Here is a 15,870-nt window from a genome sequence, read left to right as displayed (position 1 = left end):
TAGTTTCATCCACAGCCCCTTCATCATTCACTGAACATAGCTGCAATGTTTTCGAGTTGAATATCGATCGCACCTTGATAGCCAGAGGCTACGCCACCGAAGAGAGGTAGGCCAAAGGAGGAATACCCCTCATCTGCTGTACCCGAGAATGAAGTTTGATTTGGTGACTTTGCTTGCTTCGATTTAACTGTTTTTGATTTGGATATGGTTTTTTTGGTTTTTTTCGTAGTCGTGCTGAGCTTAGGAGTGGCATCATCATTCAGGATCAGCTTGTTTTTTTCAATACGACTTAATATGCCATAGATCTCGGAGCCATCGTTAAAAAAAATAAGAACAGGCTTTCCGTATAAGCTTCGACAGGTTTTATCAGTAATCGGATGAATCGGCTGCATCGTATCTTAGCACCTCCGTGTTATTGTGTACTTTCAGCCTATTCATGGCCGGGCGGTTCGGTATAGACGAATGTCTAGTTTCTCATAAGAAAAAGTTATGGAAGAAAGTTCTCAGAAAAGTTGAATAGCTTGACTATTTTAGGTATGCTAAGCATATTAACTAATCCTAATAGAGAAAGAATGATGCATAGATGAGTGGAGCTGTGTTTTATATTTTCGGAGCAACGGGCGATTTGGCGAAAAGAAAGCTGTTTCCAGCTTTTTATAGCCTATATCGTGAAGGAAAGTTAGGGGAAAATTTTGCTGTAGTTGGTTTGGCTAGAAGACCTCGTACGAATGAACAATTTCGTGATGATGTAAAGCATTCGATTGAGGATTTTGCCCGTTATAAAGTGACGGATGAGGCGGAATGGGATCGATTCGCACAGCGTTTTGAATACATGTCACTGGATATCAATAATGTCGCTGGTTTCCATGAACTTAATGTACTGACAGCCAAACTCGATGAGAAATATCAGACCGGTGGGAACCGTTTGTTCTACCTCGCTCTGGCTCCAGAGCTCTTCGGTAACGTATCGTACAACTTAAGTGAAGGCGGATTGCTCAAAACCAAAGGCTGGCACCGTCTTGTTATTGAGAAGCCGTTCGGTTACGACCTGCCATCGGCTGAGCGCTTGAATGGACAACTTCGTCAAGTATTTGAAGAGCAAGATATTTACCGCATTGATCACTACTTAGGTAAAGAAATGGTGCAAAATATTGAGTTCGTTCGTTTCGCGAATGCTTTCTTTGAACCACTTTGGAATAACAAATACATAGCTAACATCCAAATTACGTTAAGTGAAACTGTCGGTGTTGAAGAACGCGGCGGTTATTATGATCACTCTGGCGCCCTGCGCGACATGGGTCAGAATCATATGCTGCAAATGCTGATGATGATGGCAATGGAACCACCAAGCCGTTTGCATCCGGAAGATATCCGTGATGAGAAGGTGAAGGTCCTGCGTTCCCTCCGCTTATTCGAATCCGGCGACGATGTTCGTGCGAATGTGGTCCGTGGTCAATATGCGAATGGATCAGCCAAAGGCAAAGCGCTGCCTGCTTATCGTGAAGAAGATTCGGTGAATCCGCAATCAACAACAGAGACTTATTTCGCAGCCAGAGTTCACGTGGACAATTTCCGTTGGGCAGGTGTACCTTTCTACATTCGTACGGGCAAAAGACTGCCAGTTAAAACGACAGAGGTCGTTGTAGAATTTAAGAATATTCCGAATAATGTGTATTTGGCCAAAAAGCATGAGTTGGAGCCGAATTTGCTTGTTTTCCGTGTGAATCCGATGGAAGGCATCTATCTGAAAATGAATGCGAAGCAGCCGGGCTCGGAAGGCGTCATCGTTCCAGTAGCGATGGATTTCTGCCAAAGCTGCCAGATCGGTATCAATACGCCGGAAGCTTACGAGCGCTTGCTGTACGATGCAACACGTGGAGATTCCACGTACTTTACCCGTTGGGATGAAGTGGCGCTTGCTTGGTCCTATGTGGATCGTATTGCAGCAGCATGGAGTGAGAAGACGGAAGATCTGAAACATTATCCAGCCGGATCTTGGGGGCCTGAAGAGGCAACGAAGCTCCTAAGCGAAGACGGCTTTAAGTGGTGGCCGATTAATGGTCAAAATGAAGGTGAAGTTGATTGGGAAGCCGTTCAAAAAACAACGGTTTTAACATAGTTGATACGAATAAGTTTAGGGAATAACCTAGCTTCGCATCAACCTTGTCAAACGCGCTCGTTATGGACGGCGTAAGCCGTTTATCCTTGAGGTAACAAGCCTAACATCCAACTGGCGACTCTGCCTGTTGGATTTTTTTTGTGGTATAATAAATATTACGGAGTAAATCTTACTATTCATTACTTGAGGTGCGTATATGTCACGAAGAGCTTTTATCAGATGGCTGCTGGCAATAGGGGCTGCACTCGTTGGATTTAGTGCGATTTTTAGTCAAATGGTTAAGAAAAAGTTTATTCCAGATGCTCAGCCCGCCCTATCATCTGTGAAACCTGAGCCTTCCCAATCCGTGGCACAAACTTCGACAGAACCCTTGCCGACAGGTCCCCTCATGTCCTATTTTATTTTAAGCGACCTTCATGTCAGTATAGGTGATGCACTTACGGGTAAGAAATTAAGGCAAGCGCTTGATGATATTACACATTTCGACGGTCCTGTTGATGCTATTATGCTAACAGGCGATCTGACGGACACAGGAACGGAACGAGATTATAAGGAGCTGCGTACCATTGTAAGTGAATATAAACTTCCCCCTGTTCATGCGAACATGGGAAATCACGATTATTACTCGATCTGGATTAATAAAGCGAATATCTGGGATCAAGCAGCCGTTCCCAACGGCAAAAGTGACGCGATGAGCCGAGAGTCGTTCAAGAAGTTTTTTGGCTACAAGACACTCTACAATGATTTTACGACCAAGGGTCACTCCATTTTGCTGCTTTCACAAGAAGCCTACGTGCAGGAGAAGCCGGAGGTTGGTGAGGGAGCTTGGTATTCCGATGAGCAACTGGAATGGTTCAAAGAACGGGTGAAAAGCCTCTATCAACCAGGAAGACCACTATTCGTGATGACGCATCAACCGCTGCCACCTAATGGCACAGATGGTGGATCACATCAGTTAATGCGCGCTATAAAGTTCCGCGAGACGCTAAAGCCTTTTAAGAATGTATTCGTGTTCTGTGGGCATCGCCATCAAGATTTCCAGAATGGGACACAGCATTATGTGCAGGAGACTTTCCATTATTTCCACAATGCTTCGGTTGGAAGAACGCTTAACCGCGCCTACCAGCAAGAAGCCAAAAATAAAGTACAGGGCATATATGTGCAAGTATTTGCGGATAAGGTTGTCGTGCGCGGCCGAGAGTTTAGCAATCGAACTTTCCTAGATGAAGCGAATTGGAGTATTGATTTGCAGAAAGTTCAAGCCTGATTCATAGTAAGCTATTAAATGCGTGTTTAAAAAGCTCGCTTTCAGAACCGAGAAGGTTGGACGAAGTCCGGAGAAGGAGGAACGGAACGTAGAGATTTGCTACGTGAGTACCGGACTTCCCGGTTTCGTTCAAGATTCGATGCCGAGATGCTTACTGAATGACTTCGTTATGAGATAATCCTATATCGAAGTAATTCGGGGATGAGCGACCGTGTTTATCAGTAAGTTTATTCGCCAATCAGACTATCATCTGATGTGGACAAAGTGAACTTTTTAAACTACCTCTATATGTAAAACAAGAAGGGAATAATCTAACAGATGACAACGCAACTCACTAAACTTCTCGCAACGGAAGTCGCTAAGCGACGTACGTTCGCGATTATTTCTCACCCGGATGCGGGTAAAACAACATTAACCGAGAAATTGCTGTTATTCGGAGGCGCGATTCGCTTAGCCGGAACGGTCAAAGGGCGTAAGGCTAGCAAACATGCGACATCCGACTGGATGGAAATTGAGAAGCAGCGTGGAATTTCGGTAACATCCAGCGTTATGCAGTTCGACTACGAAGGGCATCGCGTGAACATTCTGGATACACCTGGTCACCAAGACTTCAGTGAGGATACGTACCGAACACTTACCGCTGCGGATAGCGCGGTGATGCTGATTGACGTAGCCAAAGGGGTCGAGATGCAGACGAAGAAGCTATTTCAGGTGTGCAGAATGCGCGGAATACCGATCTTCACGTTTATTAACAAAATGGACCGCGAAGGCCGTGACCCGTTTGAACTCTTAGAGGAATTAGAAGAAGTGCTCGGTATTCGTTCGTATCCAATGAACTGGCCGATTGGTTCGGGTAAGCAGTTCTGTGGGGTTTACGATCGCGGGAAGTCGCAATTAGAGCTGTATCAAGGTGAAGATCACAAAGAAATTCAAGTACGCAAGGTGGATGGTGTTGATGATCCATTAGTGAAACAAATTGCAGGTGAATTCTTGCACAAACAATTAAGCCAGGATATTGAGCTGCTAGATGTAGCCGGTGACCCGTTTGATATGGAGAAAGTGCTGCAAGGCGAGCTGACACCTGTTTTCTTCGGCAGTGCCGTGAACAACTTCGGTGTGCAGACGTTTCTAGAGAACTTCCTACAGCTTGCGCCAGCGCCTGAGCCGCGGAACAGCACGGCAGGCATCATAGAGCCTACAAAAGAGAAATTCTCAGGTTATGTATTCAAGATTCAAGCGAATATGAATCCAGCTCACCGCGACCGTGTGGCTTTCCTGCGTATCGTGTCTGGCAAGTTTGAGCGTGGTATGTCCGTGAAACATGTTCGACTCGGCAAAGATATTAAATTAGCTCAGCCGCAGCAATTTTTGGCGCAAGACCGTGACATTGTCGAAGAGGCATTCCCTGGCGATATCATTGGCTTGTTTGATCCCGGTATTTTCCGTATCGGAGATTCCCTAAGTGAAGGGGAAGAGGTTATCTTCGACGAGCTGCCTACGTTCTCTCCGGAGCTGTTCAGCAAAGTTTCCATCAAGAATGCCTTGAAGCAAAAGCAGTTCCTCAAAGGTATTGATCAATTGACTGAAGAAGGTATGATTCAAGTATTCACCACGATTGGTTTCGAGGACATGATTCTTGGCGTGGTCGGTCAACTGCAATTCGAAGTGCTTGAACATCGGATGAAATCCGAATATGGCGTAGATATTTTATTACAGCGCCAGAACTATCAATTCGCGCGTTGGATTGTAGATGAGAAGCTGGATCCAAGTAAATTCCGTATTAACTCACAGCTGGTAAAAGATAAAAAAGGGAATTACGTAGGCTTGTTCGAGAGCGAGTATGCGCTGCGATCTTCGATCGAGAAAAACCCGAATGCTAAATTTTTAACTAGTGCTCCATAAGTGTTGTAATTGAAGAAGAGGCTGCCCCCAGATCTTAATTTGGGGAGCAGCCTCTTCTTTCAATTTTGTCGCCAATGGACCGTTTGCTTCATACAATAGGTACGGGTTAATAAGTAATCATTAAGCTAGCCCTAAGGAAGTGAATTAGAGACGTGCACCTCTTAATCATTGCTCCTGAACAAATTCCAGTACCGCCAATTCTAGGTGGTTCCGTCGAAATATGTATTTACTCCATTGCACGCGAGCTTGCCAAAAAGCATCAAGTTACCGTTATTTCGAGGCAGCATCCTAGGTACAGCCGTAGTTCACGACAAGGCCAACTTACGATAATAAGGGTACCTACGGGAAGCTCTCGTACGTACTTGAAGGAAGTGCTTAAGGCTACCAAAGGAAAGACATTTGATTGGATTCAAGTTGATAACAGACCCCATTATGCTGCCGTCATCAAACGCCATTTTCCGAAAACACCAGTATCTTTATTCTTACATTCCTTAACTTTCGTGAAGCCTCCTTATGCTTCTATTTGTAGATGCTCCAAGCAATTGAATAAAGTGGACTGGATTGTAGCTAATAGCAGTTCACTCGAACAAGAGCTAACAAGGCTGTATCCGAAACAGCGAAATAAGCTTTACAAGATTTACCTCGGGACCGATGTGGCTAGATTTAGTCCTAAATCGGAGAAAACGAGGAGACGTTTAAGAAGAAAGTACCGAGTTAGCAGGAACGGTTTTCAAATCCTTTATGTCGGCCGACTTATCCAGCGCAAAGGCATCCCTCAGTTGATTCGCGCTGTTCATAAAGCTAGAAAATCGATCCCTGGGTTAAAGCTGTTGATTGCTGGGGGTGAGCAAGGTAGAGGCTTCAAGGCGAAGCTTAAAAGGAAGGCTAATACGCTTGGAGTGCCAACGAAGTTTCTTGGCAATATACCGCATCGTAAGATACATGAAGTATATGGACTCGCGAATTGCTTTATATGTCCTTCACAAAAGCATGAGGCATTCGGATTGGTGAACGTGGAAGCGATGGCTTCTGGATTACCAGTAATCGCCTCGAACATTGGGGGAATTAAAGAGGTTATTCAGCATGAAATTAACGGGATTTTGATCAAAGAATTCCGAGATCCTCGCGCATTCGCACGAAGTATTGTGGCGGTGGCCGAACGGAAAGAATGGGCAGAGGGTTTAGCCAAACAGGCGCGGCAAGATGTCATAAAGCAATTCAGCTGGCAGGCCACAGCACAATCTTTGGCCGACTTCTATAGACTGAAGCTGGAGGCAAAATATGAAAAAGGCGTTAAAGAAACCGGTCCGTCTTAGTAGAGCTAGGTACGTCACTAGCAAAATTGGCAAAACAAAAGCAATTGAATCTAAGCACAAGCTGCGTAAATATGTTCCGACCACCAAACGAATGAATCAAGAGACACTAAGTGAAATGCTTAACCAATATAAGATGGTGTATGTTAAACCGAATGTAGGTATGTTTGGAAACGGTGTTATACGTGTGGAACTGGCGGAGGAGGGGGCAGAAATGCCTTATTCGTATCAGTCAGGCGTTCGATTAAGACAGTTTAAAACATTTGATGAGATGTATGCATCTCTCAGTAAAAAGACGAAAAAACGGAATTATTTAGTACAGAAAGGGATTCATCTGCTCAAATACAAAGGAAACCGATTTGATCTGCGTGTCATGGTTCAACAAACGCCTTCACAGAAGTGGGAGACAACAGGTGTTATAGGCAGAGTGGCCCATCCGAAAAAAGTGGTTACTAATTTCCATAATGGGGGAACATTGAAGCCGGTGGAAACGCTGCTCCACAAGTATTTGAGTACAAGTAAGAGGAAGAGGTATGTCAAGAAGCTGCATGTTCTGGGGTTACAGGTTGCGAAGGCGATCAATACGCGTTATAGAGGGGTTAAGGAGATCGGTGTCGATGTCGCCTTGGACGATAATCTGCATCCATGGATTCTCGAGGTAAATACGAGTCCTGATCCCTATATTTTTCGAAGATTGAGTGACAAACGTATTTTTGCCAAAATGAGACGTTATGCCAAAGCATACAGCCGGTTATGAAATCATAACCGGCCTGTTGTTATTCCTATGAAAGGTTTGCTCAATTTCGATAGCGGATACAGGAGGACTTAGTAAATAGCCTTGAATCGTTGTACAGGTTGTTTCTTTCAATATTTCAAGTTGGCTCCATTCTTCTACGCCTTCTGCAACCACTTGCACTTCAAGAGCATGGCCGAGATGGATAATGGCATTCGTAATGGCCCAATCATCTTTATTGCTATGTATATTTTTCACGAAAGAACGGTCTATTTTCAGACAATGGATAGGGAATTGTTTCAAGTAATTAAGTGAAGAGTAGCCAATACCGAAGTCATCGATAGAGATCGAAATCCCTTTATTACATAGTTTATCCAATACCGCAACGGTCATATCCATATTTTGCATAATCGAGCTTTCGGTAATTTCAAATTCCAGGAAGGCAGGATCGATACCGGTTTGCTCAATAATCTGAATGGCCTTATCGGAAAATGACTCATCTTGAAATTGACAAGGGGAAATATTTACAGCAATTTGATAATTTAAAATACCGGCTTCCAGCCATCTCGCTTTTTGGAGACAAGCCTCGCGAAGCACCCATTCCCCGAGTTGCAAAATCAAACCGCTCTCTTCAGCAAGCGGAATAAACTCGTTAGGAGCAATTAAGCCGTGATTCGGGTGATTCCAGCGCACCAACGCTTCCAGACAAATAATGTTTCCGGTGGAGAGCTCAAGACGTGGCTGATAGTATAGGATGAGTTGATTCTCAAGTATCGCCTTCCGCAGCTCAGTTTCCATCTGAATTTGATTGGAGAACCGCTGCGCGTGTGAGGAATTATAGGTAACAAGCTTGTTCTTACCTGTACGCTTAGCGGCTAGGAGAGCTTGATCAGCTTGATGCAAGGCTTGTTCGATCGTAGCAAACGATATGTCCACAGCACTCATACCCATACTCGCGGTAATAAAACATTCTTGATCCATTACGATGAATGATGTAACAAAAACGTACTGTATGCTTTGAATGATTTGGGAAAGCTGATCATGGGTAGTAGCATGTATAAGGAGAACAAATTCATCATCTCCTGATTGAACAACAAGGTCACAGCCATGTACGGTCCGCAGACGTTTGACCACTTCTTCCAAAAGGAGATCGCCAGACTTGTATCCGAGCGAGAAATTAACTTGGCGAAAGCGGTCAATATCAAGGATGAGAAGGGTATATAATGGGGCTGTGCGCTTATCATAATGTTGACTTCTAATAGCCTGCTTTAACAATGCTTGAATCTGCTGTCGTTGGTTAATGCGAGTGATTATTTTCTTACTCCTAAGAGTACCTAATGTTGTCGATGCGGCGAAGTGAAAAAGGCGCCAGACTGCTTTCATTGCTATCACTCATTCCTACATCATAGTTGTCCACTGTACCCCCTATCATAAGTCGAAAGGCGAACTGTAGACAAGATTATAAATTAGTTTTTTTTACAAATAATAGCAATCTTCTTGTTTAACTTTATGTAAAATTGATGAAAATGTCGAATATTGTTAAATAAAAACATTCAATAATTTTGTATTGACATGAATGGCTTTTGAATGAGAAAATGTACGCGTGTACATTGTTAGTTTAATGGATGAATTATTGGAGGCTTATGCATGGTGACGAGAAAAGAGGTTGCTGAACTAGCAGGGGTTTCAGAGGCGACCGTATCCCGTGTATTTAATGGGCTAGGCCCCATGAAGCCTGCTACGAAAGAGCGTGTACTTGAATCTGCAAAACAGCTCAACTATCATCCAAATGCTATTGCGCAAAGCTTCGCTCGGAGACGCAGTGGTAATCTTGGCGTTGTGCTGCCCTATATGCCCAAAGTGCATCTCTTCTCTGCCTTTTATTTCGCAGAAATATTAAGCGGCATAGGGGAACAAGTAAGGGAGCAGGGTTATGATATGCTGCTGTCGCTCTTAACACCGGATGAGAGTTTGGATTACACCCGACTTTATCGCTCGCAGAAGGTGGATGCTTGTGTCATTCTGGGTTCAAGGGATACTCCGCACCAGCGGGAATCGCTAATGCAGCTGCAGGAGCAGGGACTGCCTTTTTGCTTGGTCAATCAAAGCTTCGAGGGGTTATCCTTTCATGAAGTGGATGCTGATCATGTAGAGGGCAGTTATAGGGCGGTTCGGCATTTACAGGAAGAGGGTTATCGGAAGATTGCTTTTCTGAATGGTTCGCCCCAGTACTCGAACTCTGGCGATAGACTTCAAGGCTATATGAAAGCAATGAGTGAAGCAGGTTTAGAAGTTACGCCTGAGCTGCTGCTTGAAGGTAATTACAGCCGTAAGAGCGGGTATGAAGCGGCATCAGAGCTATGGGAACATCGGGATCAAGTGGAAGCGGTATTTGCGGCCAATGATCGTATGGCGATCGGATTGATGCAAGGGCTCCGTGAGCGAGGTTGGATGGCTGGGCGTGATTTCGCTATTATTGGCTGCGATGATTCGGATGCTGCTAAGCTCAGCGATCCACCGCTAAGCAGCATCAATGTGCCTTTCTATGAGATGGGCAAAGAAGCAGCACGCAGTGTGCTGGCGGGTTTGCTGCGTGGGGAAGGCACGAAGGATACACGAATCAAGCTGCCGACCCGATTGGTTGTTCGACAATCATCAAAGAGCAGTCATCATAAATGAATAGTAGGTATATGGATGAAAGAACCGAAATGAATGTTAACGAAGCTAGTTTTGCTAAGGCAAAACTCTAGGGAGGCGCACTTTTATGAATTCTTTCAATATTGGTATGGTTGGCTATAAGTTTATGGGCAAAGCACATAGTCATGCTTATAAGGATTTGCATATGTTTTTCCCGCAGACAGCGGTACCGAAGATGAAGCTCATCTGCGGTCGGGATGAAAGCGGTGTCAGCAGCGCAGCCGAACAATTCGGCTGGGACGGGTATGTCACCGACTGGCGCGAGCTGGTCATGCATCCCGATATCGACGTTGTCGATATCAATGCGCCCAGCGATGCGCACAAGGAAATCGCGATTGCTGCGGCGAAGGCTGGCAAGCATCTGTTCTGTGAGAAGCCGCTGGCGCTGACCCTTGCGGATTCAAGGGAGATGCTGGAGGCGGCTGAAACTGCCGGGGTGAAGCACATGGTGGGCTTCAACTACAGGTTTGCTCCTGCGGTGCAGCTCGCGAAGAAGCTAGTCGAGAGCGGTCGCCTCGGAGACATCTATCACTTCCGCGCCTGGTTCCTGCAGGACTGGATCGTAGACCCAACGTTCCCGCTGGTCTGGCGCCTCCAGAAGGAGATTGCCGGCTCTGGGTCGCACGGCGACTTGGGCGCGCATCTGATCGATCTGGCACACTTCTTAGTCGGTGATATGACGGAGGTTATCGGCATGAGTGAGACGTTCATTAAGGAGCGGCCACTGCCGTCTTCGATGACGGGGCTTAGCGCCAAAGGCAGTAAGGATGCACCGCACGGACCGGTAACGGTCGATGATGCGACGCTGTTCATGGCACGCTTCGCGAATGGGGCGCTCGGAAGCTTCGAGGCCACTCGTTTTGCGCCAGGGCACCGGTGCACGAATTCTTTTGAAATTAATGGTAGTAAGGGTAGTGTGAAGTTTGATTTTGAGCGTTTGAACGAATTACAGGTTTATTTTATAAGCGATGATGAGGATGTTCAGGGTTTCAGACGTGTTCTGGCGACAGATCCGTCACATGCTTACATGGATGCTTGGTGGCCTGCAGGACATACGATTGGTTATGAGCACACATTTGTACACGAAGTCGTTGAGCTGATGAACGCACTTTCGGAAGACCGTCAGCCGGTCCCGAATTTCGTAGACGGTGTGAAGTGTCAAGAAGTGCTGGAAGCGGTGGATCAATCCATTGCGCAGCGTCGTTGGGTGAGTATTAGTGAAGTCTAATGATAAATAGTCTGGAGAGGGGCTTTGAGCAGTGAGTAAACAAGCATTGATTGTGTGGGGTGGCTGGGACGGTCATCAACCTGAAGAGGTGGCTGGAATTTTCGCAGGGTTATTGCGTGAGGAAGGCTTTGGCGTGGAAGTATCGGATACACTGGACAGCTTCAAAGATGCAGAGCGCTTGGCGGGCGTTGATCTTATCGTTCCAGTATGGACCATGGGTAAAATCGAAAGTGAGCAGTTGAATCCGCTAATCGCAGCGGTAAAAGAAGGCGGAACTGGCATCGCCGGTTGTCATGGCGGTATGGGAGATTCCTTCCGTAATGAAGTGGAATATCAATACATGGTTGGCGGTCAATGGGTAGCGCATCCCGGGAATGATGGCGTTACGTATACGGTTCGAATCAAGGATCGGGGGCATCTATTGACGGAGGGCATGGATGATTTTGTCGTTGTCTCTGAAAAGTATTACATGCATGTGGATCCGGCCATTCATGTACATGCGGTTACAGACTTTGGCGATGTGGAGATGCCGGTTGTTTGGACCAAAACATATGGAGCGGGCAAGGTGTATTATAACTCGTTAGGTCATCAAGCTAACATCGTTCGTATGCCAGAAACACTTGAATTAATGCGCCGCGGCTTGCTATGGGCAACACGATAACGATTAGGGGGAAGTAAGAGATGAGCAAGAAGAAAGTTGGTATTATCGGTTGCGGGAATATTAGTGCTGCCTATATGAAAAATATTCCTAACTTTGTGCATTTGGAGCTGCTCGCGTGTGCCGATATCGATTTGGATAGAGCAAAGGCTCGGGCGGAGGAATTTAGTATTCCTCATGCGTATACGGTTCAAGAGCTATTGAATGATCCGAATATTGATATTGTGATCAATTTGACGATTCCGGCAGCGCATGCCGAAGTCTGTATTCAAGTGTTGGAAGCGGGCAAACACGTATATGTGGAGAAGCCGCTCGCTGTAACCCGTGAAGAAGGTATGCAGATCCTAGAAGTTGCGCGCCGCAAGGGATTACTAGTTGGCAGTGCGCCGGATACGTTCCTCGGTGGAGGGATTCAAACGTGTGTGAAGCTGATTAATGACGGCTGGATTGGCACGCCAATCGCGGCAACCGCATTTATGATGAGCAAAGGACATGAGCACTGGCATCCGGATCCTGAGTTTTACTATGCAAAGGGTGGCGGCCCTATGTTCGATATGGGTCCATACTACTTAACAGCGCTTGTGGCTTTGCTTGGTCCTATTCGCCGAGTAACAGGGTCCGCTGGAGTAAGTTTCCCGGAGCGCACAATTTCTAGTGAGAAGAAACGTGGGCAAAAAATTACAGTAGATACCCCAACGCATATTGCTGGTGTGCTGGATTTCCATAGTGGTGCGATTGCTACGCTTGTAACAAGCTTTGATATTATGGGTGGCACTCAGCTTCCGAACATTGAAATCTACGGCAGTCAAGGTTCTTTACGCGTTCCAGATCCAAATACATTCGGCGGTCAGGTGCTTATTCGCAAAGGCGGTTCAGATTGGGAGCCGATCCCTCTGTCGCACGGCTACAAAGAAAACCACCGCGGTTTAGGTGTTGCAGCGATGGCAGAGGCCCTGATAAGCGGCCAAAGTGATGCACACCGTGCGAATGGTGAGCTGGCGTACCACGTGCTCGAGGCGATGCATGGCTTCCACGATGCGTCCGACTCAGGGAAGCATTACGTGATGCAAAGCAGCTGTGAAAAACCAGCTCCGCTTTCACCTGATTCTGTGCTATAAAAAGTTTTAGATGCGGGCTGTTCCTATGTCATATTTGGAAAATTCAGCTTCTACTTTATAAATTTTGCAGTCTGCAGCTATTCCATTGGAATTAATCCAGTGGAAATAGGGGGTTGGCGCTCTAAACGTCAATTTCATTGGAGTTACTCCAATAGAAGCACGAATTTTGAAGCCTGAAGATCAATTGCATTGGAAAAATCCAATGGAAGTATGAACTTCGTTTTGAATACCGATTCGAATGTGCCAGAAGGTCAATGACCTTAAGGGGCTGTCCCAAGTAGATTTCTACATGTGGAACAGCCCTTTTTTTGTGTTGACAAGGAGGTAAAAGTTTTGGGATATGAGAATAAGCCAATATGGAGGCAACTTGTTTGAGGGGTAGGTCGGGCTACGCAATGAGCGCAAAGCGCCTCATCCGATTATCGGAGAGGCGCTTAAGTCTGTTGCACACAAACGCTACCTTGCTGGTTACATTAGAACATCAATTGAGAGGCAGATCGGGCTGCGCAATGAGGACCTTCGCTTAATCGGGCATGTCCAAAATCACCCGGCGATTATCGGTTATCAGGTAGATAATGAGACCAAGCATTATCATACGGCAGGTGCCAACGTTCAATTTATGTTCGTGAAATATATGAAAGACAAGTTCGGAACCCTAGAACGTCTCAATCAGGAATTCGGGCTGGATTACTGGAGCAACCGAATTAACAGTTGGGAGGACTTTCCTTCCGTCGTCGGTACGATCAACGGCAGTCTGGGGGCAGAATTCGCCCGATTCCAGAGGAAGCTCGTCACCGATTTTCTGGCTTGGCAGGTGTCAATCGTTAATGAATATAAACGACCAAGTCAGTTTGTCACGCATAACTTTGATTTCGAGTGGAGAGGTTACTCCTTCGGTGTCCAACCGGATGTAGACCATTTTGCTGCGTCGGCGTCTTTGGATATCGCCGGAGTCGACATCTATCATCCTTCCCAAGATGAACTGACAGGAACCGAAATTTCGTTTGGCGGAGACGTTACCCGTGCTCTAAAAGGAACCAATTATTTCGTGTTGGAAACGCAGGCGCAAGCTTTTCCTAACTGGACTCCTTACCCGGGACAATTAAGGCTTCAAGCATTCAGCCATCTGGCCTCCGGGGCTAACATGGTCTCTTATTGGCATTGGCATTCGATACACAATTCAGCCGAAACCTACTGGAAGGGCTTGCTAAGCCACGATTTGGAGTCGAATCCCGTTTATGAAGAAGCCAAGACGATCGGCAGCGATTTTAATCGATTGTCGCCGCATCTTGTGAATCTGCAGAAATCGAATCGAGTCGCAATGCTGGTCAGTAACGAGTCCTTGACGGCGATGGAATGGTTCCCTCTGCCCGGTCGTAAAGTCAACTATAACGATATAGTTCGGCTTATGTACGATGCGTTGTATAAAATGAATATCGGTTGTGATATCGTTCATCCGGACAGCGGAAATCTGGACAACTATGATCTGATTCTTGTTCCGGCCTTATATGCAGCGTCAGATGAACTGCTGGAGCGGTTGAACGCTTTCGTCAGAAATGGCGGGCATGTTGTCTATACGTTTAAAAGCGGCTTTACCAATGAACATGTCAAAGTCCGCACCACACATCAACCCTGCGCTATCGATGAAGCTTGCGGTATCCGCTATAGCCTATTTGTGGAGCCGAAATCCGTTTCGTTCAAGGGTGACCCTTTTGAAGTTGGACCCGCGGACAACACAGTGAACACATGGATGGAACTGCTTACTCCTACGACGGCAGAAGTAGTGGCTTCTTATGACCATCCTCATTGGGGAGCGTATGCGGCCATTACCAAGAACCGCCATGGGAAAGGCACTACGACTTATGTTGGCTGTCTGCCGAGCGCTGCCGTGATGAGCAAGGTGCTGGAAATGACGGTCAAGGATGCCGGACTATGGGGGATGGATCAAGATATTCAGTATCCTCTTATTGTGAAATCGGGCGTTAATGACCAAGGGAAGACCGTTCGTTACTATTTCAATTACTCCGATCGTACGGAGACTTTGAAGTATCCGCATGCGGAGGGGAAAGAATTGTTGAGCGGGCAGGCAGTGAAGCAAGGGGCGGTCAGGGAGCTGACTCGCTGGGGAATTGCGATTATCGAAGAAGCGTAACTGTTGAGGTTATACAAAGAAGACTGCCTAGGGGCAGTCTTTTTTGTTGCGCTTGGCAGCGGTTTACGGAGCTAACAGACGCCATTTTTTTGCGCAGTGCTGCCGGTAGCGGCCCAGATTTGTACGTTGTTCAATTTGCCGTCCCACTCCCGGCAACGTCCAGCACCTTCCCGCTGTTAGGATTATAAACTTGATATTGTCCCGCGATCGAAGCAACCTTAGGGCAGTACTGTCTTCCGTCCTCCAGATAACTTCCTCACGCCAATCGCCGATTAAATCGGCCTGCAAGCTTGGAGTTCCTTTCGTGATGTTGTTGGAATACGTCCCGGTGGCGGTTAGCAGCGTAGTTAAGCTTTTGTTCTTGTAGTCCCATTTATAAATTTTGCCGGCTCCTTCTAAAATGCTGCTGGAATTACGTTTGATCGAGGACCTCGCGCAGCAGGTCGCCATCCCAGTTAGCTAAAATTGCAGATGAGTAGCTGAGAAGATGGAAAAGGCCTTCTCAGAAGTCAGAATGGGGAGAAACAGCCGCGAGACGTCTGAAAAAGACGGCTCAGTTGCTGAAAGTAGCTAAAAGTTGCAGATGAGTAACTGAGAAGGCGGAAAAGGCCTTCTCAGAAGCTTGAATGGGGAGAAACAGCCGTGAGACGTCTGAAAAAGACGGCTCAGTTGCTGAAAGTAGC

12 protein-coding genes and 2 pseudogenes are annotated in these 15,870 nt (G+C 46.4%); 10 read left to right on the top strand and 4 right to left on the bottom strand.

Annotated features, from left to right (window positions below; genetic code table 11):
• Positions 1 to 23 precede the first annotated feature (23 nt).
• Positions 24 to 392: a hypothetical protein gene (locus QFZ77_RS35145; protein ID WP_307447878.1), complete on the bottom strand. Its 369-nt coding sequence runs from the start codon at positions 390 to 392 to the stop codon at positions 24 to 26.
• A 191-nt stretch (positions 393 to 583) separates the two neighbouring features.
• Here QFZ77_RS35145 and zwf point away from each other — a divergent pair, with 191 nt between their 5' ends.
• The 5 genes from zwf to QFZ77_RS35120 all read left to right on the top strand — a co-directional run bounded on the left by zwf (position 584) and on the right by QFZ77_RS35120 (position 7,358).
• Positions 584 to 2,119, top strand: coding sequence for a glucose-6-phosphate dehydrogenase (gene zwf, locus QFZ77_RS35140; protein WP_307447876.1), 1,536 nt, complete (start codon positions 584 to 586; stop codon positions 2,117 to 2,119).
• Between the two features lie 196 nt (positions 2,120 to 2,315).
• Positions 2,316 to 3,386, top strand: coding sequence for a metallophosphoesterase family protein (locus tag QFZ77_RS35135; protein WP_307447873.1), 1,071 nt, complete (start codon positions 2,316 to 2,318; stop codon positions 3,384 to 3,386).
• Positions 3,387 to 3,704: 318 nt separating this feature from the next.
• Entirely contained in the window at positions 3,705 to 5,288 is a 1,584-nt protein-coding gene (locus tag QFZ77_RS35130) for a peptide chain release factor 3 (RefSeq protein ID WP_307447871.1), read from the top strand.
• A gap of 152 nt (positions 5,289 to 5,440) precedes the next feature.
• The gene (locus tag QFZ77_RS35125) at positions 5,441 to 6,604 is read left to right on the top strand and encodes a glycosyltransferase family 4 protein (RefSeq protein ID WP_307447868.1); all 1,164 of its coding nucleotides are present in this window, start codon (positions 5,441 to 5,443) and stop codon (positions 6,602 to 6,604) included.
• A complete protein-coding gene (locus tag QFZ77_RS35120; RefSeq protein ID WP_307447866.1) occupies positions 6,570 to 7,358 on the top strand; it encodes a YheC/YheD family protein in 789 nt (262 codons plus the stop codon). Before QFZ77_RS35125 ends, QFZ77_RS35120 begins: the two co-directional genes overlap by 35 nt.
• Here QFZ77_RS35120 and QFZ77_RS35115 read toward each other — a convergent pair.
• Positions 7,353 to 8,717, bottom strand: coding sequence for a putative bifunctional diguanylate cyclase/phosphodiesterase (locus QFZ77_RS35115; protein WP_307447864.1), 1,365 nt, complete (start codon positions 8,715 to 8,717; stop codon positions 7,353 to 7,355). The genes QFZ77_RS35120 and QFZ77_RS35115 overlap by 6 nt on opposite strands.
• Before the next feature lie 264 nt (positions 8,718 to 8,981).
• Between QFZ77_RS35115 and QFZ77_RS35110 the strand changes: the two genes are divergently transcribed.
• The 4 genes from QFZ77_RS35110 to QFZ77_RS35095 all read left to right on the top strand — a co-directional run bounded on the left by QFZ77_RS35110 (position 8,982) and on the right by QFZ77_RS35095 (position 13,035).
• A complete protein-coding gene (locus QFZ77_RS35110; RefSeq protein WP_307447861.1) occupies positions 8,982 to 10,013 on the top strand; it encodes a LacI family DNA-binding transcriptional regulator in 1,032 nt (343 codons plus the stop codon).
• Positions 10,014 to 10,098: 85 nt separating this feature from the next.
• On the top strand, positions 10,099 to 11,259 hold the full coding sequence (locus QFZ77_RS35105) for a Gfo/Idh/MocA family protein (RefSeq protein ID WP_307447858.1): 1,161 nt from the start codon (positions 10,099 to 10,101) through the stop codon (positions 11,257 to 11,259).
• Positions 11,260 to 11,290: 31 nt separating this feature from the next.
• Positions 11,291 to 11,920: a ThuA domain-containing protein gene (locus QFZ77_RS35100; protein ID WP_307447855.1), complete on the top strand. Its 630-nt coding sequence runs from the start codon at positions 11,291 to 11,293 to the stop codon at positions 11,918 to 11,920.
• Positions 11,921 to 11,940: 20 nt separating this feature from the next.
• Complete coding sequence (locus QFZ77_RS35095) at positions 11,941 to 13,035, top strand: Gfo/Idh/MocA family protein (RefSeq protein ID WP_307447851.1); 1,095 nt, start codon at positions 11,941 to 11,943, stop codon at positions 13,033 to 13,035.
• A 6-nt stretch (positions 13,036 to 13,041) separates the two neighbouring features.
• On the opposite strand, the gene QFZ77_RS35090 is transcribed toward QFZ77_RS35095, so the two are convergent.
• Positions 13,042 to 13,173: a hypothetical protein gene (locus QFZ77_RS35090; protein WP_307447848.1), complete on the bottom strand. Its 132-nt coding sequence runs from the start codon at positions 13,171 to 13,173 to the stop codon at positions 13,042 to 13,044.
• Positions 13,174 to 13,555: 382 nt separating this feature from the next.
• Here QFZ77_RS35090 and QFZ77_RS35085 point away from each other — a divergent pair.
• Positions 13,556 to 15,187, top strand: a pseudogene (locus tag QFZ77_RS35085) (beta-galactosidase); the annotation flags it as partial.
• A gap of 213 nt (positions 15,188 to 15,400) precedes the next feature.
• On the opposite strand, the pseudogene QFZ77_RS35080 reads toward QFZ77_RS35085, so the two are convergent.
• A pseudogene (locus tag QFZ77_RS35080) lies at positions 15,401 to 15,641 on the bottom strand (rhamnogalacturonan lyase family protein); the annotation flags it as partial.
• Positions 15,642 to 15,870 lie beyond the last annotated feature (229 nt).

This window comes from Paenibacillus sp. V4I3 (assembly GCF_030817215.1).
Lineage (GTDB): Bacteria > Bacillota > Bacilli > Paenibacillales > NBRC-103111 > Paenibacillus_E.
The sequence above is the reverse complement of the archived record's forward strand: the minus strand, read 5'-3'. Positions and strand labels throughout refer to the sequence as shown.

What these genes read in the sequence shown, in the direction of transcription:
- QFZ77_RS35110 (WP_307447861.1), top strand. Translation starts at nt 8,982, where the DNA reads ATGGTGACGAGAAAAGAGGTTGCTGAACTAGCAGGGGTTTCAGAGGCG.
- zwf (WP_307447876.1), top strand. Translation starts at nt 584, where the DNA reads ATGAGTGGAGCTGTGTTTTATATTTTCGGAGCAACGGGCGATTTGGCG.
- QFZ77_RS35115 (WP_307447864.1), bottom strand. Translation starts at nt 8,717, where the DNA reads ATGAAAGCAGTCTGGCGCCTTTTTCACTTCGCCGCATCGACAACATTA.
- QFZ77_RS35130 (WP_307447871.1), top strand. Translation starts at nt 3,705, where the DNA reads ATGACAACGCAACTCACTAAACTTCTCGCAACGGAAGTCGCTAAGCGA.
- QFZ77_RS35145 (WP_307447878.1), bottom strand. Translation starts at nt 392, where the DNA reads ATGCAGCCGATTCATCCGATTACTGATAAAACCTGTCGAAGCTTATAC.
- QFZ77_RS35120 (WP_307447866.1), top strand. Translation starts at nt 6,570, where the DNA reads ATGAAAAAGGCGTTAAAGAAACCGGTCCGTCTTAGTAGAGCTAGGTAC.
- QFZ77_RS35090 (WP_307447848.1), bottom strand. Translation starts at nt 13,173, where the DNA reads ATGAAATTGACGTTTAGAGCGCCAACCCCCTATTTCCACTGGATTAAT.
- QFZ77_RS35135 (WP_307447873.1), top strand. Translation starts at nt 2,316, where the DNA reads ATGTCACGAAGAGCTTTTATCAGATGGCTGCTGGCAATAGGGGCTGCA.
- QFZ77_RS35105 (WP_307447858.1), top strand. Translation starts at nt 10,099, where the DNA reads ATGAATTCTTTCAATATTGGTATGGTTGGCTATAAGTTTATGGGCAAA.
- QFZ77_RS35095 (WP_307447851.1), top strand. Translation starts at nt 11,941, where the DNA reads ATGAGCAAGAAGAAAGTTGGTATTATCGGTTGCGGGAATATTAGTGCT.